Below are 21578 nucleotides of genomic sequence, written 5' to 3' on the forward strand. Positions count from 1 at the left end.
CCCCCGCCGTTCCGCCCCCCTTGTCTCGCATCAAGCCCCGCCCCGCCCCCTCGCCGTAATGTAGAGCTCCCGGCCTTTCCTTGGCCTCTCTTTGCTGCTTCCCGCATGACACCACAGCGACGCCCCCGCCGGCGTGCTCCGGGCACCACGGTTCTCGTGTTCTCCTTCCTGGGCGGCTATTGCGCCGGCCATGCGGCGGCCGCCTTGCGCCGTGCGCGCTGTGTGCAGCGCATCGTTCGTCCTTTCGACGGGCGGCGCATCATCCACAGCGCCAGCGACGCCATCCTGTCCATCGACGAGCACGCCGTCATCCTGTTCGCCAATCCGGCCGCGGCCCACATGTTCGCCAGCAGCGTCAACGCCATGCAGGGGAGCTCGCTGGCGCGTTTCATCCAGCCGCCGGTGCACGACGCCCGCACGCCCTACGACTATTTTCCGGCCGGCGGCGGCCGCGCCGGACGGCGCGCCACCGACTACGCCGTCACCGGGATCCGCAGCAACGGCCAGCTGTTCCCGATCGAAGGCTCGGTCTCCACCGTCGAGCACGACGGACACGAGGTCTGTACCGTGATCCTGCGCGACGTCTCCGAGCGCCACCTGGTGCAGCAGACGCTGGCGCGCTCGCACGACCAGCTGCGCCAGCTGTCCTCGGCGCTGCAGACCATCCGCGAAGAAGAACGCACCCATATCGCGCGCGAACTGCACGACGACCTCGGCCAGCTGCTGGCCTCGCTGCGCATGGACTTGACCCTACTACAGGGCAACAACCAGCTGCCCGAGCCGAGCCAGCGCCTGATCGAAGGCATGGAAACCAACCTCCTGATGGCGATCGCCTCGCTGCGCCGCATCGCCACCAACCTGCGCCCGCGCGCGCTCGACGAAGGCGGCCTGTATTTCGCGCTGCAGGGCCTGCGCGACGATTTCACCGAGCGCCACGGCATCGCCTGCACCCTGGTGGCCGAAGAAGCCGAGCTGCGCCTCGACGATACCGCCAGCACCGTCATCTTCCGCATCGTGCAGGAAGCCCTGACCAACATCGCGCGCCACGCCGGCGCGACCCAGGTGCTGCTCACGCTGGACCGGGTCGACGGCGAGCTGCTGCTCGCCATCCGCGACGACGGCCGCGGCATCCGCAGCGAAGACATGGAAAAGAAGGAATCGCTGGGCCTGGTGGGCATGCGCGAGCGGGTCTGGGCCATGCAGGGCCAGATCACCATCGGCAGCGACGAGAGCGGCACCAGCATCGACATCGTGCTGCCGCTGGCCGGCCGCGTCATCGGGGAAGAGAGCAGCGGCTGAGCTTCCAGCGCGTGTCATTTCCCTCAGCATTCTCCTCGAGCATTCTCCTCCCGGGCGCCGTTGGCTGTCTGGCATATCAGGATGTCACTAAGCGGAAATATTCGCTCTGTACTATCCGCTTCGATCCGAGTGTTGAATAACTCGACATCCTGTCCAAACCTAAGGAGCTCTACATGAAGTGCAAAACCCTGGCAGCCGCGCTGCTGTCCGCCCTGCCGCTGTTCGCCCACGCCCAGACCAACGTCCAGATCTATGGTGTGATGGATGCAGCAATCGCCGTGGAAGACACCGGCGCACCGGGTGAAGACAGCCGCACCGTGATCAATTCGGGCAACCAGTCGAGCAGCCGCATCGGTTTCCGCGGCACCGAAGACCTGGGCAATGGCCTGAAGGCGCTGTTCAACATCGAAGCCGGCGTCGCCCTGGATACCGGCGCAGCCGACTCGAACCTGTTCGGCCGCCGCGCCGTGGTCGGCCTGCAAGGCAACTTCGGCACCCTGACCGTGGGCCGCGAATACAGCCCGATCGCCGCCGTCGCCGCGGCCAGCGACGTGCTGGGCCAGGGCCTGTACGGCAGCAACCTGTCGGCCTTCGCCAGCAACCGCCTGACCCGCCGCCTGGCCAATTCGGTCAACTACAAGAGCAACGCGATGAGCGGCTTCACCGTCAACGCCGCCTACGCCACCGGCGAGAAGAGCGTGGACCCGTCGGGCGACCTGATGGGCGTGTCGCTGGAATACAAGAACGGCGGCCTGTACCTGGGCGGCGGCTACCATGTGCTCGAGCGCCTGGCTAGCGGCGACGACAAGGAATACGCCTTCGGCGCCGGCTACAGCTTCGGCGCCTTCGAGATCAAGGGCAATTACCTGGTGGCCGACCAGACCGGGGCCAACAACGAGTACAAGAACGCCAACATTGGCGCCGCCTACACCACCGGCCCGAACAAGTTCTTCCTGAACTTCCAGCAGCAGAAGCTGGAATCCGGCGCCAAGGGCAACACCGTGTCGCTGGCCTATACCTACGCACTGTCGAAGCGCACCAACATCTACACCACCTACGCCCAGCTGCGCAACAATGGCCGCGCCGCCTTCGGCATCAGCTCCTCGTCGGTGGCCATCGCCCCGCCGGCAACGGCGCTGGGCGCCGATCCGCGCGTGTTCAACGTGGGCGTGCGCCACAGCTTCTAAGCCGTCCCGCGCGCGCGGCCACTGCCGCGTGCGCATCAGCATGCCGGCCAGCCGGCATGTTCCCCTTCCGGGCACGGCCTTCGCCGGCCGTCCCGCGTCCCTGCATTGTCCCGCTCACCTTCGCCGCTTGCTCGAACGTGGCCAAGTTTTCAAGTTTAATACGTCCCTGCGGCGCTGCGGTGCTTCGCAGGCACGCACACGCATGCACCTCAAAAAAACTGCACACGATTGAAAAAATTAACGATTGCTCAATATTGCTTCCGGTATGATTATCAGCAAATCTGGCAATTTCCGCATTTCGAACTTCCTATTTCCGGCTCGGCCAGAAGGGGTTAGCGCATGACTACAGCGGCACCGAGGCTCGACGGGACCCTGAATGGGGCCATGAATGGATTTGACCTGGCGCAGGGCGAGGAACCGCATGCGCAGCAACTGGACGACTTGCGCGAGGCCATCGAGGAACGCATGGCCGCCCTGCTGGCCGATTCCGGCGACCAGGCCGACTTGCTGGCCGCGGCCATGCGTGCCGGTGCGCTCAGCGCCGGCAAGCGCATGCGGCCGCTGCTGGTGATGCTGGTGGCGCGCGACCTCGGCTGCACCTCGCCGGCCCTGGCCGACGTGGCCTGCGCGGTCGAGATGGTGCATGCGGCTTCGCTGATGCTGGACGACATGCCCTGCATGGACAACGCCCGGCTCCGGCGCGGCAAGCCGGCCATCCACGTGCAGTACGGCGAGGATGTCGCCATCCTGGCCTCGGTGGCCCTGCTCAGCCGCGCCTTCGGGGTGCTGGCGAGCGCCGCCGACATCCCCCCGGTGACCCGCACGCGCCTGGTGGCGCGCCTGGCCGAAACCGTCGGCAGCCAGGGCCTGGTACGCGGCCAATACCAGGACCTGCACGGCGGCGCGCGTACCCCCGACGCCATCGCCACCACCAACGAACTCAAGACCGGGGTGCTGCTCGGCGTCGCCGTCGACATGGCCGCCATCCTTGCCCAGGCCGACGAGCGCGTGGCGCAGTCGCTGCGCGCCTTCGCGCTGGCGGCCGGCCATGCCTTCCAGATCCGCGACGACTTCCTCGACCTGCCGGGCACCGACATCGCGCTCACCGGGGCCGAGAGCGGCAAGGACACCGGCAAGGATCTCGGCAAATCCACCCTGCTCGCCTCGCTCGGTTTCGACGAGGCGCAGCGCCGCCTGGCGCGGCACCTGCACGATGCGCAGCGCCACCTGGAAGACGCGCTCGGCGCCCAGGCCGTCACGCGCCTGTTCGTCGGCGGCCTGTTCGCGCAGGGCCGTGCGCGCCTGCGCTTCGGCGAGGCCGCGCTGCCGGGTGCGGCGTCTCCTGCCGCGCCGGCCGCCGCGCCGGCCGCCGACCAGGTGCGCGGCCGCGAAGTACTCGTGAACTGACCCGGGAACGCACATGGCGCATTTCGGGGTCGTGGCACCCGCCTTCTACAGCCACTACAGCGCCCTGGGCGCGCTCGCCGGCGAACTGGTCGACCGCGGCCACCGCGTCAGCTTCGTGCACCGGCCGGACGCCGCCGCCTATGTCAAGGATCCGCAGCTCGGCTTCCACGCGGTCGGCGCCGCCACCCATCCGCCCGGTTCGCTCGCGGCCGCGCTGGAGCGCGCCGCCAACCCGGGCGGGCCGCTCGGGCTGCGCCGGGTCATCCTCGACATGGCGGCCGGCACCGACATGCTGTGCCGCGAACTGCCGCGCGCCATCGACACCCTCGGGATCGACGCCATCATCGCCGACCAGATGGAAGCGGCGGGCGGACTGGTCGCCGAAAGCCTCGGCCTGCCCTTCGTCTCGGTCGCCTGCGCGCTGCCGGTCAACCGCGAACCCGGCATCCCGCTGCCGGTGATGCCCTTCGACTACCCCGAGGGCGAGCACGAGCGCGAACGCGCGCACAAGATCTACGAGGGCAGCACCCGGGTCTACGACTGGATGATGACGCCGCACCGGCGCGCCATCGCGGCCAATGCGCGCCGCCTGGGCCTGCCCGCGCGCGACGGTCTGCACGAATGCCTGTCGCCGCTGGTCCAGGTCAGCCAGACCGTGGCCGCCTTCGACTTCCCGCGGCGCGCGCTGCCGCCGCACTTCCACCATGTGGGGCCGCTGCGTCCCACCGGCCGGCACGCGGGCGCGGCGGCGCAGCAGTTCGTGCCCGAAGTCGCCGCCGGGCGTCCCTTCGTGTTCGCGTCACTGGGCACCATGCAGGGCGGACGCCTGGCCCTGTTCAAGCGCATCGCGCAGGCCTGCCGGGCGCTCGATGTGCAGTTGCTGGTCGCGCACTGCGGCGGGCTGGATGCGCGCCAGGAAGCCGTGCTGGCGCAGGCCGGCGCCACCTGGGTGTGCGCCTTTGCCGACCAGCAGGCGGTGCTCGAACGGGCCGACGTGGTGGTCTCGCACGCCGGCTCGAACACCGTCATGGATGCGATCGCCGCGCGCACGCCGATCCTGGCCCTGCCGATCGCCTTCGACCAGCCCGGCGCCGCCGCGCGCGTGGTCCATGCGGGCCTGGGTCTGAAGGCATCGGCCCGCTTTACCGGCAGCGCCGGCCTGGCGCGGCTGCTGCGGCGCTTGCTCGACGAGCCCGGCTTCGGCGCGCGCCTGGACGCGCTGTCCGCCAGCCTGGCGCAGGCCGGCGGCACGCGCCGCGCGGCCGACCTCATCGAGGCGGCGCTGCAGACGGGCCGCCGCCCCGATGCCAGCACACTGGACATGGCCCACCTTGGATAAGCCCGCGCTTCACTACGACCTGGTGCTGGCCGGCGGCGGTCTCGCCAACGGCCTGCTGGCCTGGCGCCTGCGCGCGCTGCGCCCGGAGCTGCGCATCCTGCTGCTCGAGGGCGAAGAGCACATCGGCGGCCAGCATACCTGGTCCTTCCACGACAGCGACCTGAGCCCTGGCCAGCGGGCCTGGATCGCGCCGCTGGTGTCGCAGCGCTGGCCGCGCTACGACGTCGCCTTCCCCGAGCTGGCGCGCACGCTGGAGGGCGGCTATGCCAGCATCGCATCGAGCGACTTCGCGCGCGTGATCGAGCCGGCGCTCGGCGCCTCGCTGCTCACCGGCGTGCGGATCGCATCGGTGACGCCGACCACGGTGGTGCTGGCCGACGGCCAGACCGTTCACGCCCGCGCCGTCGTCGACGGCCGCGGCATGCGGCCCACCACCCGCCTCTCGCTCGGCTACCAGACCTTCCTGGGCCAGGAGCTGCGCCTGGCGGCCCCGCACGGCCTGGCGGCCCCGGTGATCATGGATGCGACGGTCGAACAACAGGGCGGCTACCGCTTCGTCTACCTGCTGCCCTTCGGGCCCGACCGGGTGCTGGTCGAGGACACCCATTACGTCGACAGCGCCGCCTGGGAGCCGGAGCGCCTGCGCGCCAACATCGCGGCCTATGCGCAACAGCGCGGCTGGCAGGTCGTCCACGTGGAGCGCGAAGAACAGGGCTCGCTGCCGATCGTGCTGGCCGGCGACTTCGAGGCCTTCTGGGACGACCTGCACGGACAGCCCTGCAGCGGCCTGCGCGCCGGCCTGTTCCATCCGACCACCGGCTATTCGCTGCCGCACGCGGTGCGCCTGGCCGAGCGCGTCGCCGCCCTGGACGATCTCGACGCCACGCGCCTGTTCGCCGCGATCCGCGAAGAAGCCCGGCGCGAATGGCAGGGCCAGCGCTTCTTCCGGCTGCTCAACCGCATGCTGTTCCTGGCCGGCCGGCCCGAGGCGCGCTGGCGCGTGATGCAACGCTTCTACCGCCTGCCGGCGCCCCTGGTCGCCCGCTTCTACGCCGGGCGCCTGCGACTGGGCGACAAGGCGCGCCTGCTCAGCGGCAAACCGCCGGTGCCGGTGGCGCAAGCCCTGGCGGCGGCATGCAAGATCCACCCCGACCAGATCAGGAAACCAGCATGAATTCGCACAATCAGCACAATCAGAAAAAGAACACCGTGGTGATCGGCGCGGGCTTTGGCGGCCTCGCGCTTGCCATCCGGCTGCAGGCCGGCGGCCAGCAGGTCACGCTGCTCGAAAAGCGCGACAAGCCGGGCGGCCGCGCCTACGTCTACGAAGACCAGGGCTTCGTGTTCGACGCCGGACCGACCGTGATCACCGATCCGTCCTGCATCGAAGAACTGTTCGCGGCCGCCGGCAAGCGCATGGCCGACTACGTCGAGATGCTGCCGGTCGCGCCCTTCTACCGCCTGTGCTGGGAGGACGGCAGCCACTTCGACTACGCCAACGACCAGGACGCGCTCGACCGCCAGATCCATGCCCGTAACCCGCAGGACGTGGAAGGCTATCGCCGCTTCCTGGCCTACTCGAAGGCGGTGTTCGACGAGGGCTATCTGAAGCTCGGCGCCGTGCCCTTCCTCTCGTTCCGCGACATGATCGCGGCCGGTCCGCAGCTGGCCCGCCTGCAGGCCTGGCGCAGCGTGTACGGCATGGTGGCGCGCTTCATCCAGGACGAGCAGCTGCGCCAGGCTTTTTCTTTCCATTCGCTGCTGGTGGGCGGCAATCCCTTCGCCACCAGTTCGATCTATACCCTGATCCACGCGCTCGAGCGCCAGTGGGGCGTGTGGTTCCCGCGCGGCGGCACCGGCGCCCTGGTGCGCGCCATGGTGCGCCTGTTCCAGGACATCGGCGGCCGCATCGAAGTCAACGCCCCGGTGGCGCGCATCGAAGCGGCCGGCAATCGCGTGAGCGGCGTGCGCCTGGAAGACGGCCGCCTGTTCCCGGCCGATGCGGTGGCCTCGAACGCCGACGTGGTCCATACCTATGCCAAGCTGCTGGGCCAGCACCCGCGCGGCGCGGCCGAAGGCGAGTCCCTGCGCAAGAAGCGCTTCAGCAATTCGCTGTTCGTGCTCTACTTCGGCCTCGACAAGCACCACGAACAACTGCAGCACCACACGGTCTGCTTCGGCCCGCGCTACCGGGCGCTGATCAAGGACATCTTCCAGGGCCAGCAACTGGCCGACGACTTCTCGCTCTACCTGCACGCGCCCTGCGTCACCGACCCGTCGCTGGCCCCGCCCGGCTGCGGCAGCCACTACGTGCTGGCGCCGGTGCCGCACCTGGGCAATGCGCCGATCGACTGGTCGGTGGAGGGCCCACGCTACCGCGACCGCATCCTCGACTACCTCGAGCAGCGCTACATGCCGGGCCTGCGCAGCCAGCTGGTCACCAGCCGCTTCTTCACCCCGGTGGACTTCCGCGACCAGCTCAACGCCCACCTCGGCTCGGCCTTCTCGCTCGAGCCGATCCTGACCCAGAGCGCCTGGTTCCGCCCGCACAACCGCGACGCCGAGCTGGCCAACCTGTACCTGGTCGGCGCCGGCACCCATCCGGGCGCCGGCGTGCCGGGCGTGATCGGTTCGGCCAAGGCCACCGCCGGCCTGATGTTGAGCGAAGCCGCCGCCTTCCAGGAGGAGGCGCGGGCATGAGCGAAGCGCTGATGGATCACGCGACCCGCACCATCGAGGTCGGGTCGAAAAGCTTTGCCGCCGCCGCGCGCCTGTTCGACCCGGCCACACGGCGCAGCGTGCTGATGCTGTACGCCTGGTGCCGCCACTGCGACGACGTGGTGGACGGCCAGGAACTCGGCTTCCAGGCCACCGCGCCGGCGCCCCACGATGGCGCCGCCGCGCTGGCGCTGCTCGAAGCCGAGACGCGCCGCGCCTATGCCGGCGAGCCGATGCAGGATCCCGCCTTTGCCGCCTTCCAGGAAGTGGCGCTGCGCCACCATATCGACCCGCGCTTCGCCTTCGACCACCTGGCCGGCTTCGCGATGGACGTCGAGGGCGCCCGCTACGAGACCATCGACGACACCCTGCGCTATTGCTACCACGTGGCCGGCGTGGTCGGGCTGATGATGGCGTCGATCATGGGCGCACGCGATCCCCGGGTGCTCGACCGCGCCTGCGACCTGGGCCTGGCCTTCCAGCTTACCAACATCGCGCGCGACATCGTGGCCGATGCCGGCATCGGCCGCTGCTACCTGCCGGCGCAGTGGCTGCGCGAAGCCGGCATTGCGCCGCACGAGCTGGCCGAGCCGCGCCACCGCGCGGCGCTGGCGCAGGTCGCGGCCAGGCTGGTCGACTACGCCGAGCCCTACTACGACTCGGCGCGCGACGGCATCGCCGCCCTGCCCCTGCGCTCGGCCTGGGCGATCGCCAGCGCGCGCAACGTCTATCGGCAGATCGGCATCGAGGTGAAGCGGCGCGGCGCACGCGCCTGGGACGCGCGTGCCGGCACCGGCAAGGCGACCAAGCTGTGGCTGCTGGCAAAGGGGGGAGCGATGGCCCTGGCCTCGCGCCTCAGTGCGCGCGATCCTGCTGCGCGGCCGCGCGATCCGGCGCTGTGGCCGCGTCCGGGCGGCGCGGTGGACGTCCCCCGTGCTGCGCATGCAAGGCCTGCTTGAGCTTGTGCACCGGCGGCGCGTACAGGAAACCGAAGGACACGGCGCCGTCCTTGCCCTCGACCGCGTGGTGCATGCGGTGGGCCTGGTACAGGCGCTTGAGGTAGCCGCTGCGCGGCGTGTAGCGGAAGGGCCAGCGCTGGTGCACCAGGCCGTCGTGGGCGACGAAATACAGGAAGCCGTAGGCGGTCATGCCGGCGCCGATCCACTGCAGCGGCCACGCGCCTTCGGTGCCGAACCAGATCAGGGCGATCGCCACGCCGGCGAACACCACGGCGTAGAGGTCGTTCTTTTCGAACCAGCCGCTGCGCGGCTCGTGGTGCGAGCGGTGCCAGCCCCAGCCGAAGCCGTGCATCACATACTTGTGCGCGACGATGGAAAACACTTCCATCAGTACGACGGTGAGCACGACGATGAGGGCATTGAGCAGCATGGCGCGAAAGCGGTGGACGGAATATCCGGAGCCTACCACAGGCGCCGCCTTGCACGACTGACATGCACCGTCGGGCGCGGTTCAGCGACGGTACAAGCATCATCTTCATCAACGAAAGGACATCCATGCCCCAAGCATGCACCTCGCGGCCTGCCGTACTGAGCGCCGCGCTTTCCTGCGCCCTGCTGCTGGCCGCCCACGTCATCCCCACGCCGGCATCCGCCGCCACCGTCGAAGTCAGGGTCACGAATGTGGCCGGCGGCAAGGGCAAGGTCAACGTCGCCGTGTGCGACCGCGAGCGCTTCCTCAAGCAATGCGCCTACAGCGCCTCGGTGCCGGCCCGCGAAGGCGAGACCGTGGTCAGCTTGAAGGACATCCCGCCCGGCACTTGGGCGGTGCTGGCCTACCAGGACGAGAACGAGAACAAGGAGCTCGACCGCAATTTCCTCGGCATTCCGAAAGAGAACTACGGCTTCAGCCGCGACGCCGCCGGCCGCTTCGGTCCGCCCGGTTTCGACGACGCCGCCATCGAGGTCCGCGACGGGACCACGGTGGCGCCGGTGAAGCTGCACTGAAAGCGTGCCGCCGCGCCCTCCCCCATGGCAAGGCGCCCGAAAAACCATGCTGCGCTGCACTATTCGAGGGCGCCTGTTTCAAGTCAAAAAATAACGATAGGAATCAAGCAAGGCTTCGGGTATCGTTGCAATCCACAAGCGGCCGGGCAGCGTTTCCGGCCATGATCGAACACGAGACTTGCTACGGGGATCACGTAAATGAATGAGTTGGTCAACACCATCAACGGCTATGTCTGGAGCACGGCGCTGATCGCGCTGTGCCTGGGCGCCGGCCTGTATTTTTCCATCCGCTCGCGCTTCCTGCAGTTGCGCCACGTGCGCGAGATGACGCGCCTGATGATGGACGGGAAAAGCTCCGACCAGGGCGTCTCGTCCTTCCAGGCGCTGACCATGACCCTGGCCGGCCGCGTCGGCACCGGCAACATCGCCGGCGTCGCCACCGCCATCACCTTCGGCGGCCCCGGCGCGGTGTTCTGGATGTGGATGGTGGCCTTCCTCGGCGCCAGCTCGGCCTTCGTCGAATCGACCCTGGGCCAGGTATACAAGGAATCGATCAACAGGGAATTCCGCGGCGGCCCGGCCTTCTACATCGAGAAGGGCCTGGGCGTGAAGTGGTACGCGCTGCTGTTCGCGTTCGTGACCATCCTCGCCACCGGCGTGCTGCTGCCGGGCGTGCAGGCCAACTCGATCGCCGAGAGCCTGAAGACCGCCGCCGGCGTCGATACCACGGTGACCGGCGCCGTGCTGGCGATCGCGCTGGCCTTCATCATCTTCGGCGGCGTCAAGCGCATCGCCACCTTCGCCGAATACGTGGTGCCCTTCATGGCGCTCGGCTACGTGGTAGTGGCCTGCATCATCGTGGCCCTGCACATCGACCAGCTGCCGCACGTGCTGAGCCTGATCTTCAGCTCGGCCTTCGGCATGGACGCGGCGTTCGGCGCCATCATCGGCATGGCGATCCAGTGGGGCGTCAAGCGCGGGGTGTACTCCAACGAAGCCGGCCAGGGCACCGGCCCGCACGCGTCGTCGGCGGCGGAGGTCAGCCACCCGGCCAAGCAGGGCCTGGTGCAGGGCTTCTCGGTCTACGTCGACACCCTGTTCGTGTGCTCGGCCACCGCCTTCATGCTCCTGATCACCGGCCAGTACAACGTGCAGGCGCCGAACGGCGCGCCGATGTTCACCGGCGTGCAGGGTGTCGCCGCAGGCCCGGGCTATGTCCAGACCGCGCTGGAGAACATCATGCCGGGCTTCGGCTCGATGTTCGTCGCGATCGCCCTGCTGTTCTTCGCGTTCACGACCATCGTTGCCTATTACTACATCGCCGAAACCAACATCGCCTACATCAACCGTGCTACCAGCCGCCCCTGGATGACCTTCGTGCTGAAGCTGTGCATGATCGCCACCACCTTCTACGGCGCGATCAAGACCGCGGATGCCGCATGGGCCCTGGGCGACCTGGGCGTGGGCCTGATGGCCTGGCTGAACATCGTGGCGATCCTGTTGCTGCGTAACGTGGCCTTCAAGTGCCTGCGCGACTACGAGGCGCAGAAGGCCCAGGGCAAGGACCCGGTCTTCGATCCGATGGCGCTGGGCATCCAGAATGCCGACTACTGGGTGCAGCGCAATGCCCAGGACAAGGCCGCGGGTGCCACCGCGTCGACCGAGACCGTCAGCTAGGCATCGTCCCACGGCGGCCGCGCTGCCCGGCGCGGCCGCTCTCTCCTCTGTTATACTGGGCGCGGGTGTTCGTACCATGGCGGTACGACAGGATGCGCGATGGTCGGGCCGCCACGCGGCTTACTCGCGACCATCATGCACGGCATCCATCCCGCTTCCCTGCTCATCTCCCGTTCCCGTCACGCCGCCCTGGTGGCCGCATGATGCGCATCGAACGCCGCCTCTCCCGGACCTTCAAGGCATTCATCCATTCGAGCAAGGCCGGCGGCATCATGCTGATCGCCTGCACGCTGGTCTCGCTGGCACTCGCCAATTCGACGCTCGGCCCGGCCTGGCTCGGCTTCTGGCATCAGCATGTCGCGGGGCTGAGCATCGAGCACTGGGTCAACGACGCCCTGATGGCGATCTTCTTCCTCCTGATCGGCCTCGAGCTCGAGCGCGAGCTCTACAACGGCGAACTGTCCGACCTGCGCAACGCCATGCTGCCGATCCTGGCCGCTGCCGGGGGCATCGCGGTGCCGGCCCTGATCCACTTCGTCCTGAACGGCGGCACGCCCACCCAGGCCGGGGTCGGCATCCCGATGGCGACCGACATCGCCTTCGCGCTCGGCGTGCTGGCCCTGCTCGGCAGCCGGGTGCCGGCCTCGCTCAAGATCTTCCTGACGGCGCTGGCCGTGATGGACGACCTGGGCGCGATCGTCGTCATCGCCCTGTTCTACACCACTGATTTGTCCTTCCTCTACCTGCTCGGGGCGCTGGCCGTGTTTGCCGGCCTGCTGGCAATGAACCGCGTGCTGCGCGTGATGGCGCTGCTGCCCTACCTGGCAGGAGGCGCGCTGATGTGGTTCCTGATGCTCAAGTCGGGCGTGCATGCGACCATCGCCGGCGTGCTGCTGGCCTTCGCCATTCCCTATTCCGCCAAGGAAGACGATGCGGACTCGCCCTCGCACCGGCTCGAACACGTGCTGCACAAGCCGGTCACCTTCCTGATCCTGCCGGTGTTCGCGCTGGCCAATACGGGGATCGTGATCGGCGCCGGCTGGGCTTCCGAACTCCTGAGCCCGAACAGCCTGGGGATCATCCTCGGCCTGGTGGCCGGCAAGCCGGTCGGCATCTTCCTGTTCAGCTTTGCGGCGGTGGCGCTCGGCCTGTGCCGCCTGCCGCTCGACCTGGCCTGGCGTCACGTCCTGGGCGCAGGCCTGCTGGGCGGGATCGGCTTCACGATGTCGATCTTCATCACCAACCTGGCCTTCACGGGCGCACCGGATGCCATCAACGGATCCAAGATGGCGATCCTGGCGGCATCAACGGTGGCCGGCGTCGCCGGCTTCACCTGGCTGAAGCTGTGGGGCGGGCCGCTGGCGAGCGACCGCGATACCGATACGCTCGACTTCGAGGCGCCCTGAACGTGTGACGCCGGGAGTGCCGATTCAGGTCCGCGCCCGTTGCAGCGCGGTGCGCGCATGGTCGTTGCGCGCATTGGTGGACAGGGCAACGATCGCCGCGCCGGCCGCGACGATCAAGGCATCTTCGATCAGTCCGCTGCGGGTCTGGCCGATCTTCGCCATGGCCTGCTTGCGCCCGGCCAGCGTCAGGTAGGCGAGCGGTACGGCGGTGGCCACCGCGGCCGCGGCGCCTGCCTTTTCCCGCCCATGCGGCGCCAGCGCCGCGCCGGCGATGCCGGCGCTCATCACCCGTGCCAGCAGGCCCAGGAACACGGTGCGGTCGGGCGCCGACTTCATCTTGTCGCCGACCAGCTCCCCGGCGCCCATGGCCAGCGCACCATACTTGAACAGCGGACGGTCGAGCAGGAACAGTTCGCCCGGGGTGTCGCGCTTGGCGAGGCGCGCCGTGGCGATGGTGGCCATCGGCGTCATGGAGCGGGCGCTGGCGACAGCGCCGATCAGGATGGAGGAAAGCAGGCTGCGAAATGGCATGGTGTCAGACTCCTGGACAAAAGTTGAGAACGGTCACTCAACTGTAGTGTCCCTCGCGTCCCCGTGTCGCCACGCAGGACGGGGCTGCGCCTGCCCGCGGCCCTGCGCAGCGCCACAGGCTTACTGCCGGCTGATCCTCACCGTGTCGCCATCCTTGCCCGAGGCCGTCACCGTGACCGTCACGCCGTCGACGCTCACCGACTCGCCGCTGCGCAACGCGGCATCCTCGAAGTTCGGGTCGATCGAGCCCGGGCGGCGCACGGTGCGGTAGCCGCCCTTGAGCGTAGCGAGCGTCATGTCCACCGTATACACCAGCACGCCCTCGTTGCCCGCGGCGATGCGGTCATAACCTTCGTTCTTGCGCGATTCCATCACCAGGATCCTGGTGCCCGACAGCGGCACCATGGCCGCCTTGGTGCCGGCATCCTGGCGCACCAGCGGCGCGAGCGCCACGCTGGTGCCGGCGCTGCTCAGGGTCTCCTTCGGCAGGCAGGCCACCTGCTCCTCCGGCAACCAGCCCAGCAGGTAGCGGTCCCAGCCGACGTTCTCGATCGCGTTACGGCTCCAGTTCATCGCCATGATGCCCCAGTGGCCGAGGGTCTGGGTCCGGTGGTCGAGGTCTTCGTCATGCAGGCCGAAGGCGTGGCCGGTTTCGTGCGCCATCCAGCGCCATTCGTTGCCGGGCTGCAGGTACATGTCGGCGCCGCCGGTGGCGCCGTTGATCACGTAGCCGGTCGAGGTCCAGCTCGGGCCGGTGATGGCCGGGCCGTAGCCCATCTTCGCCATCGGCATCTCCTTCGGCACCAGGATGTAGACCGCGTCGTAGCGACTGAAGTCCACCTGCCCGTCGAGCATCGCGAAGATGTCGTTCCGGTAAGCGCTGAAGTCACCCGAGCCGTTCACCGCAGTGAAGCCATACCTGGACGGGTTGAACGGCAGGCGCACCCAGTTCGGCAGGATGTCGAATTCGAAGGCCAGGCGGCCGTAGGACTGCTTGTAGAAGAAGTCGCGCACCTCGTTGGCGAGCGGCGTGAACAGGCTGCCCGGGTCGCCCTGGCCAGCCACTTCGGGGAAGTCCACCGGAATGATCAGCGAGCGCAGCTGGCCGAAGGACGGCAGGCGGGTGCGCACTTTCGGGAAGCCGGCCGACAGGTCGGTGGCGAAGCTGCGCTGCGGCGCCACGGCGTCCAGCAGCTGGCATTGCGAGGTCGGGCGGAAGCTCGACACCGGACGTTCGGCCAGCAGGCGCAGCGCCTCCTGGCGCAGCTTGACCTCGGCCGTCACGTCGGCCGGCATGCCGACGGTGACGGCGTAGTAGCCGTTCGCATCGGCGTTCTGGTCCTGCAGCACGACCGCGCCGGCGCCCGAGACGCTGGCCTGGTAGCGGCGCCGCTGCAGCGCGCCGCCCTGCGGTTCCACCACGTCGAATTCATAGCTGGCGCCGCTCGCCAGCTGCTGGTACAGGCTGCCGTCGGCGCCGGCGGCGACGAAGTTCCAGGCGCCGTTGGCCGTCACGTTGCGCAGGAAGATGCCGGTCGCGAGGGCGGCGCCGGCGCTGCTGCGCGGGTCGTACAACCACAACTTGAGATTGCTCCCCGCCGGCGCGGCCGCGAGGGTGGCCGGCACCGGCGGCGCGGCCGGCTGCGCGGGCGGACGTGCGACCACCTGGAGCGGCAGGATCACCGGCGCCTTCAGCGTGGCGCTGTTCATGGCGGGCGCCTGCGGCACGATATCCCAGCCCTTGCTGTGCGCGACGGTTGCGGCCAGGCCGGCGATGGTGGTGCGCAGGGTGGCGTTGAAGGCGGCCAGGTCGGTGCCGCCGCCGACCTCGGCCAGCACGCCGCGCACCACCGCGTTGGCTGCCAGGCCGCTGTAGCCCTCCTGCTGCACCGGCATCGCCAGCAGCCCGGTGAAGGCGCCGGCGGCCGAGGTCTTGTTGCCGATGATGGCGACGTCGCTGCCGCCCGCGCCGGACATCAGCTGGATGGCGGCGCTGGCGCGCGTCATCAGCTTGTCGTCGAGGGCCTTGACCCAGAACGCCTTGCCGGCCGGGTCGGCCGCACGGTTGAACAGATTGCGGTACAGCGCGTCGATGAACTGGCCGTTATCGCCCGGGTAGAGGGCGGCCGACTCGGCGCTGGTGCCGAAGCTGTCGATCTCGGCACGCAGCGCGGCGTTGCTGTCGTAGGCGCGCGCGATGCCCGCGATGTCCGTCGGGGCGCCGGCCGCCAGCAGCACCTTCGCATGCCAGTCGAGCCCGCCGACGTCGGCCGGCCGGCCGAAGTAGCCGACATAGATCTGCTGCACCACGCGGTGGTAGTCGGCCGCGAGGGGCGCGACGGCAATGCTGGTCGTCGCGAACGAGCGCGACTGCTGCGCGCCGGTGGTGGTCTGGGTGGAGTCGCCGCATGCAGCGAGCGACAGCAAGGCAAGGGAAGTGACGAGGTGGCGTGGTCGCACGATGGCTCCTGTTGTCGATCAAGCCATCCAGTCTACCAAAGATTATTGCCAATCAGAAAATATTTCTTTTGCGTCAATACTGGCAGCGTAAACATCCAATCAGCCTGCCGGCCGGCGCCGGGAAAGCGCCGATCGGCCCTGCGACGCCGGGGCTCAGCGCTTTTCCTTGTTAATCATCTGCAGCAGCTGGAAGGCCTCGCGCTCGATCGCCGGCTGCGCATCCGCGAGCTCCTTGCTCGCCTTGACGTAGGCAGCGCGCTTGCGTTCCTTCTTTTCTTCCGGCGCAAGCACCGGCTTCATGCCCGACATCACGATTTGCGGCGCGCTGTCGTACTTCTGCGCGATGAGCTGCTTGCCGTAGGGAGTCTGGTAGAAGCGGGTCATCTCGGTCGCGGTCTCGGCGGAGATGACCTGTGCCAGCGGTCCGGCCAGGCGGCGCTGCACTTCCGCCGGCGGCGTCTTGTCGAGCTTGGCAAACACCGCCTGGCGCTGCGCCGCGCTCTGGTAGCGGCTGCGGCCGGCAACGCCGCGTAGCAGCTTTTCGACCTGCATCGCGCCGAGCAGGTCCTGCACGGCTTTCACGTGGGCGGCGCTGGGCGCCACGGCCGCTGCCGGTGCCGCAACTGGCGCGGGGGCCGCCGCGGGCGCGGCAAATGCGGGAGCGGCGAGGACCAGGGACAGACCCAATACGGTATGGACGGCAAATTTCATGCAATTCCCTTCGGATAAAAATTGATGACTGTTCTGGTCGAGCAGGATAAGCAATTCCGAACGAGCGTGTAGCATGCGAGGACCTCGCCGGCTGTCTTACTTCAGCCTGCAGGTCAGCGCCCAGCAGCTGTCCCAGCGCCCGATCTTGATCTCGCGTACCGCCGTGCCCAGGCGCTTGCGCAGCGCGCTGTCGGTCGGGTAGTTCTTGGGCAGCTCGTGGCGCTTGCCGTCGGCATCGACGAACTGGGCCCAGGTGTTGCCCTGCAGGTCGGTGCGCGCGATCGTCGGGCTGGCGCCTTCGACGTACTCGTCGTCGATCAGCACCAGCAGCGCGTTGGCGCCGATGCGGGCGCGCAGGCCGGCCAGGAAGGCATCCTGCTCTTCCTTCCTGAAATGCGACCACAGGAAGCCGGCGAACACGGCGCTGAACTTGCCCAGGTCGGTGGGGAGATCGAGCGCATCGACCACACGGTACGCGACGTTCTCCAGGCCCTCGCCGTGTTCGCGCGCCACGTTCAGCATGGCTTCGCTGATGTCGGTCGCCAGTACCGATTTGGCGGTCTCGGCGATGACGTCGGTAAAGTAGCCGGTGCCGCAGCCCAGCTCGAGCACGGTGTGGCCGCGCATCAGCTCGGCCACCTGCTCGGCCACGTCGTCGAGGTCGTCCTGGCGGTCTTCGTCGCTCTCGTCATGGAACTGCGCGTCGTAATGCTCGGCGATCGCAGTATAGAAGTCGGCGACATCGTTGTTTCCAGGGATAGTGCTCATGGTATTTCCTTGATTCTTACAGTTCGTAGTTTTCGCCACCGCGCATTGCCGACTCGACCATCTTGCGGTTGAGCGTCGGGGCGAGCAGTTCGATGAAGGTATAAATATAGCTGCGCAGGTAGGCGCCCTGCTTCACCGCCACCCGCGAGGTGTTCATGCCGAACAGGTGGCCGACGGGGATGGCGCGCAGGTTGCGGTCGCGCTCCGGGTCGAAGGCCATGCCGGCGATGATGCCGACGCCCATGCCCAGTTCGACATAGGTCTTGATGACGTCGGCATCGATGGCTTCCAGCAGCACGTCCGGCTTCAGGCTGCGCAGGCCGAAGGCGTGGTCGATCTTGCTGCGGCCGGCGAAGGCGGCATCGTAGGTGATTACCGGGTAGCCGGCGATTTCCTCCAGCGACACTGCCTTGGAGCGCAGCAACGGGTGTTCGGGCGGCACCACCAGCACGTGTTCCCACTGGTAGCACGGCAGCGTGATCAGGCCGTCGATGGCGGCGATGGATTCGGTGGCGATGGCCAGGTCGGCCTGGTCGTTCTTGACCATGTCGGCGATCTGGCGCGGGTTGCCTTGCAACAGGGACAGGCGCACCTTCGGGTACTTCTGCATGAAGCCCTGCACCACCTTGGGCAGCATGTAGCGCGCCTGGGTGTGGGTGGTGGCGATGGTGAAGCTGCCGCTGTCGTGGGCCGCGTATTCCTTGCCGATGCGCTTGAGGCTGTCGATCTCCTGCATGATCAGCTCGACCGACTGCAGCACCAGCCGGCCGGGCTCGGTCAACCCGCGGATGCGCTTGCCATGACGTGTGAAAATGTCAACACCGAGCTCCTCCTCGAGTTCGATGATGGCTTTCGAGACCCCGGGCTGGGAGGTGAACAGCGCCTTGGCCGCATCGGTCAGGTTGTAGTTCTGGCGAACGGCTTCGCGCACGAAGCGCAGCTGGTGAAGATTCATGAAGGGTGCGTTTTTGTTGAAAGAGTGGCAGCAGATGACATTTTAAGATGCTTATTCAAGTTACGCATATAAGCAAATGAAATCTCGGTAGTTTGGAATATAAAGACTGGTCCGTACACTTGGCCGTACATTTAACGGGTGGACAATGTTTGTACAGGTCTACCCATAAGGACGAGACCATGTACCGCTACGACCACTACGACCATCTCATCGTGCGCGAACGCATTGCGCAGTACCGCAGCCAGGTGGAACGCCGCCTGTCCGGTGAGCTGCTTGAAGAAGAATTCCTGCCGCTGCGCCTGCAGAACGGCCTCTACATGCAGCGCCACGCCTACATGCTGCGCGTGGCCGTGCCCTATGGTCTGCTGGCCTCGAAGCAGATGCGCATGTTCGCCCATATTGCTCGCAAGTACGATCGCGGATACGGCCACTTCACCACCCGCCAGAACATCCAGTACAACTGGATCGAGCTGGAGCATACCCCGCAGATCCTGGAAGACCTGGCCTCGGTCGAGATGCACGCGATCCAGACCTCGGGCAACTGCATCCGCAACATCACCACCGACGAGTTCGCCGGTGTGGCGGCCGACGAGATCATCGATCCGCGTCCCTTCGCCGAGATCCTGCGCCAGTGGAGCACCTTCCACCCCGAGTTCATCGCCCTGCCGCGCAAGTTCAAGGTGGCGATCAACGGCGCCGTCGAAGACCGCGCCGCGATCGCCATCCACGACATCGGCCTGACCCTGGTCAAGAACGAGGCGGGCGAGGTCGGCTTCAAGTTCATGGCCGGCGGCGGCATGGGCCGCACCCCGATCCTGGGCTCGGTGATCCGCGACTTCCTGCCCTGGCAGCACCTGCTGACCTATACCGAAGCCGTGATGCGCGTGTACAACCAGCACGGCCGCCGCGACAACAAGTACAAGGCCCGCATCAAGATCCTGCTGAAGGCGCTCGGCGTCGAGGAATTCACGCGCCAGGTGGAAGAAGAGTGGGAAGACCTGAAGGATGGTCCGGAAACGCTCACCCAGGAAGAATTCGACCGCGTCGCCCAGTGGTTCCAGCCGCACGGCTATGCCACGCTCGACGACATCGACCCGACTGCCGCACACCCGGACAACCGGGCCTTCGCCAACTGGCTCAACCGCAACGTCAAGCCGCACAAGGTGCCGGGCTATGCCGCCGTGGTGCTGTCGCTCAAGAAGACCGGCGTGCCGCCGGGCGACGCGACCGCCGAGCAGATGGACTTCGTGGCCGACCTGGCCGACAAATACAGCTTCGGCGAGCTGCGCGTGACGCACGAGCAGAACCTGGTGCTGGCCGACGTCGAGCAATCGAAGCTGTTCGAACTGTGGCAGCTGGCCAAGGCCAGGGGTCTCGCCACGCCGAACATCGGCCTGCTGACCGACATCATCGCCTGCCCGGGCGGCGATTTCTGCTCGCTGGCGAATGCCAAGTCGATCCCGATCGCGGCCGCCATCGCCGAGCGTTTCGACAACCTCGACTTCCAGCACGACATCGGCGACATCGAACTGAACATCTCGGGCTGCATCAACGCCTGCGGCCACCACCACGTGGGCGCCATCGGCATCCTCGGCGTCGACAAGGACGGCAGCGAGTGGTACCAGGTGTCGATCGGCGGCTCGCAAGGAAACAACTCGGCGATCGGCAAGATCATCGGCCCCTCGTTCTCGGCCCAGCAGATGCCGGAAGTGGTCGGCCGCCTGCTGGAAGTCTACGTGCGCGAGCGCTTCGAAGGCGAACGCTTCGTGGACACCGCCCAGCGCCTGGGCGTCGCGCCGTTCAAGGAATACGTGTATGCCACGCCGATCGCGGCGGGCGAACTGGTTGGAGAGGACCACTATGCCTAATCTCGTCCTGCACAAGCAGATCATCAAGCACCGCGACGTGGTCGAGGACGACTGGACCGTGCTGCGCCTCGCCGAGGGCGAGACCGCGGAAACCGTCGTGGTCCCGGACGGCAAGTTCATCGTGCCACTCGGCGTGTGGCAGGCGCAGCGCCCGGCGCTGTCCGGCCGCACCGAGATCGGCGTCTGGCTGGCGCCGGACGAAGCCGCCGCCGCCATCAAGGACGACCTGTCCCGCTTCGGCGTCGTGGCCGTGGACTTCCCGAAGTTCTCGGACGGCCGCGGCTACTCGACCGCTTTCAACCTGCGCCGCCGCCTGGCCTATACCGGCGAATTGCGCGCCATCGGCGACGTGCTGCGCGACCAGCTGTGGCCCCTGTCGCGCGTCGGCTTCGATGCCTTCGCCACCCGCCAGGACCGCAGCATCACCGATGCGCTCAAGGGCCTGAGCGTGTTCTCGGAAACCTACCAGGCATCAAGCGACCAGCCGCTGCCGCTGTTCCGCCGCGTGCCGCGCGGGACCCCGCCGGAACTCACCGACGTCGGCGCCGGCATTTAAGGAAGCGAACATGAGCGACCTCCATCGCCGCGTCGAGGAAACGCAAGCCATCCTGGCGCGCATCGCCCGCGATTTTTCGCCGGCCGTGTTCGCATCCAGCCTGGCGGCCGAGGACATGGTCCTGACCGACCTGATTCTGAAGGCCGGGCTGCCGATCGGGATCTTCTCGCTCGAGACCGGCCGCCTGCATGCCGAAACCCTCGACATGCTGGAGCGCGTGCGCGCGACCTATGGTCACGAGATCGCGCTGTTCAAGCCGCAGCCGGAAGCGGTGCAGGCCTACGTGGCGCAAAACGGCCTGAACGCCTTCTACGACAGCGTCGAGATGCGCAAGGAATGCTGCCGCGTGCGCAAGGTCGAGCCGCTCGGCCGTGCGCTTGCCGGCAAGCAGGCCTGGGTCACCGGCCAGCGCCGCGCGCAATCGACGACGCGCACCGAACTCGCGGTGCAGGAAGACGATGCCGCGCACGGCATGCAGAAGTTCAACCCGCTGGCCGACTGGTCGGAGCAAGACGTCTGGGACTACCTGCGCGCCAACCAGGTCCCTTACAACGCCCTGCACGACCGCGGCTACCCGTCGATCGGCTGCGAGCCCTGCACCCGCGCGATCCAGCCGGGCGAGGACCTGCGCGCCGGCCGCTGGTGGTGGGAGAACCCCGAATCGAAGGAATGCGGCCTGCACGTGGTCGACGGCAAACTCATTCGCATCAAATCCGTGGCGGCCTGAGCCGT

Annotated in this window: 19 protein-coding genes; 13 read left to right on the plus strand and 6 right to left on the minus strand. The window is 67.8% G+C overall.

Translation table 11 applies throughout. The features are described from left to right. Positions 1-105: 105 nt before the first annotated feature. The 7 genes from AB3347_RS16420 to crtB all read left to right on the plus strand — a co-directional run bounded on the left by AB3347_RS16420 (position 106) and on the right by crtB (position 8909). The gene (locus AB3347_RS16420; protein ID WP_369092867.1) at positions 106-1299 is read left to right on the plus strand and encodes a histidine kinase; all 1194 of its coding nucleotides are present in this window, start codon (positions 106-108) and stop codon (positions 1297-1299) included. A gap of 173 nt (positions 1300-1472) precedes the next feature. Continuing rightward, the gene (locus tag AB3347_RS16425) at positions 1473-2486 is read left to right on the plus strand and encodes a porin (protein WP_369092868.1); all 1014 of its coding nucleotides are present in this window, start codon (positions 1473-1475) and stop codon (positions 2484-2486) included. A gap of 384 nt (positions 2487-2870) precedes the next feature. Continuing rightward, complete coding sequence (locus AB3347_RS16430; RefSeq protein WP_369092869.1) at positions 2871-3893, plus strand: polyprenyl synthetase family protein; 1023 nt, start codon at positions 2871-2873, stop codon at positions 3891-3893. Between the two features lie 13 nt (positions 3894-3906). Further along, positions 3907-5232, plus strand: coding sequence for a glycosyltransferase (locus tag AB3347_RS16435; protein ID WP_369092870.1), 1326 nt, complete (start codon positions 3907-3909; stop codon positions 5230-5232). After that, complete coding sequence (crtY, locus tag AB3347_RS16440) at positions 5225-6406, plus strand: lycopene beta-cyclase CrtY (RefSeq protein WP_369092871.1); 1182 nt, start codon at positions 5225-5227, stop codon at positions 6404-6406. Before AB3347_RS16435 ends, crtY begins: the two co-directional genes overlap by 8 nt. Further along, positions 6403-7932, plus strand: a complete 1530-nt coding sequence (locus AB3347_RS16445; RefSeq protein ID WP_369092872.1) for a phytoene desaturase — start codon at positions 6403-6405, stop codon at positions 7930-7932. Before crtY ends, AB3347_RS16445 begins: the two co-directional genes overlap by 4 nt. Continuing rightward, positions 7929-8909 (plus strand): 15-cis-phytoene synthase CrtB, encoded by a 981-nt coding sequence (gene crtB, locus AB3347_RS16450; RefSeq protein ID WP_369092873.1) that lies wholly within the window; start codon positions 7929-7931, stop codon positions 8907-8909. The genes AB3347_RS16445 and crtB overlap by 4 nt, the downstream gene beginning before the upstream one ends. Here crtB and AB3347_RS16455 read toward each other — a convergent pair. After that, positions 8806-9378: a sterol desaturase family protein gene (locus AB3347_RS16455; protein ID WP_369092874.1), complete on the minus strand. Its 573-nt coding sequence runs from the start codon at positions 9376-9378 to the stop codon at positions 8806-8808. The genes crtB and AB3347_RS16455 overlap by 104 nt on opposite strands. Positions 9379-9464: 86 nt before the next feature. On the opposite strand from AB3347_RS16455, the gene AB3347_RS16460 reads away from it, so the two are divergent. From AB3347_RS16460 to nhaA, 3 genes are all read left to right on the plus strand, one after another. Beyond that, on the plus strand, positions 9465-9914 hold the full coding sequence (locus tag AB3347_RS16460) for a DUF2141 domain-containing protein (RefSeq protein WP_369092875.1): 450 nt from the start codon (positions 9465-9467) through the stop codon (positions 9912-9914). A gap of 198 nt (positions 9915-10112) precedes the next feature. Beyond that, positions 10113-11591 carry an alanine/glycine:cation symporter family protein gene (locus tag AB3347_RS16465; protein ID WP_369092876.1) on the plus strand — a complete coding sequence of 493 codons (1479 nt, stop codon included), beginning with the start codon at positions 10113-10115 and terminating at the stop codon, positions 11589-11591. Between the two features lie 203 nt (positions 11592-11794). Beyond that, positions 11795-12997 (plus strand): Na+/H+ antiporter NhaA, encoded by a 1203-nt coding sequence (gene nhaA, locus AB3347_RS16470; protein WP_369093042.1) that lies wholly within the window; start codon positions 11795-11797, stop codon positions 12995-12997. A gap of 24 nt (positions 12998-13021) precedes the next feature. Here the strand turns inward: nhaA and AB3347_RS16475 are convergent, their stop codons facing one another. The 5 genes from AB3347_RS16475 to AB3347_RS16495 all read right to left on the minus strand — a co-directional run bounded on the left by AB3347_RS16475 (position 13022) and on the right by AB3347_RS16495 (position 18422). Next, entirely contained in the window at positions 13022-13528 is a 507-nt protein-coding gene (locus AB3347_RS16475; protein ID WP_369092877.1) for a hypothetical protein, read from the minus strand. Positions 13529-13648: 120 nt separating this feature from the next. Beyond that, positions 13649-15988, minus strand: a complete 2340-nt coding sequence (locus AB3347_RS16480) for a DUF4214 domain-containing protein (protein ID WP_369092878.1) — start codon at positions 15986-15988, stop codon at positions 13649-13651. Between the two features lie 153 nt (positions 15989-16141). Continuing rightward, on the minus strand, positions 16142-16699 hold the full coding sequence (locus AB3347_RS16485; protein ID WP_369092879.1) for a hypothetical protein: 558 nt from the start codon (positions 16697-16699) through the stop codon (positions 16142-16144). A gap of 96 nt (positions 16700-16795) precedes the next feature. Next, complete coding sequence (locus tag AB3347_RS16490) at positions 16796-17467, minus strand: class I SAM-dependent methyltransferase (RefSeq protein ID WP_369092880.1); 672 nt, start codon at positions 17465-17467, stop codon at positions 16796-16798. Positions 17468-17483: 16 nt separating this feature from the next. Beyond that, on the minus strand, positions 17484-18422 hold the full coding sequence (locus tag AB3347_RS16495; protein ID WP_369092881.1) for a CysB family HTH-type transcriptional regulator: 939 nt from the start codon (positions 18420-18422) through the stop codon (positions 17484-17486). A gap of 179 nt (positions 18423-18601) precedes the next feature. On the opposite strand from AB3347_RS16495, the gene AB3347_RS16500 reads away from it, so the two are divergent. The 3 genes from AB3347_RS16500 to AB3347_RS16510 are packed head-to-tail and all read left to right on the plus strand — an operon-like array spanning position 18602 to position 21573. Next, positions 18602-20290, plus strand: a complete 1689-nt coding sequence (locus AB3347_RS16500) for a nitrite/sulfite reductase (RefSeq protein ID WP_369093043.1) — start codon at positions 18602-18604, stop codon at positions 20288-20290. Beyond that, entirely contained in the window at positions 20283-20846 is a 564-nt protein-coding gene (locus AB3347_RS16505; RefSeq protein ID WP_369092882.1) for a DUF934 domain-containing protein, read from the plus strand. Before AB3347_RS16500 ends, AB3347_RS16505 begins: the two co-directional genes overlap by 8 nt. A gap of 10 nt (positions 20847-20856) precedes the next feature. Continuing rightward, positions 20857-21573, plus strand: coding sequence for a phosphoadenylyl-sulfate reductase (locus tag AB3347_RS16510; RefSeq protein WP_369092883.1), 717 nt, complete (start codon positions 20857-20859; stop codon positions 21571-21573). The last annotated feature ends 5 nt before the right edge of the window (positions 21574-21578 follow it).

This window comes from Massilia sp. X63, assembly GCF_041023745.1.
GTDB lineage: Bacteria > Pseudomonadota > Gammaproteobacteria > Burkholderiales > Burkholderiaceae_D > Telluria.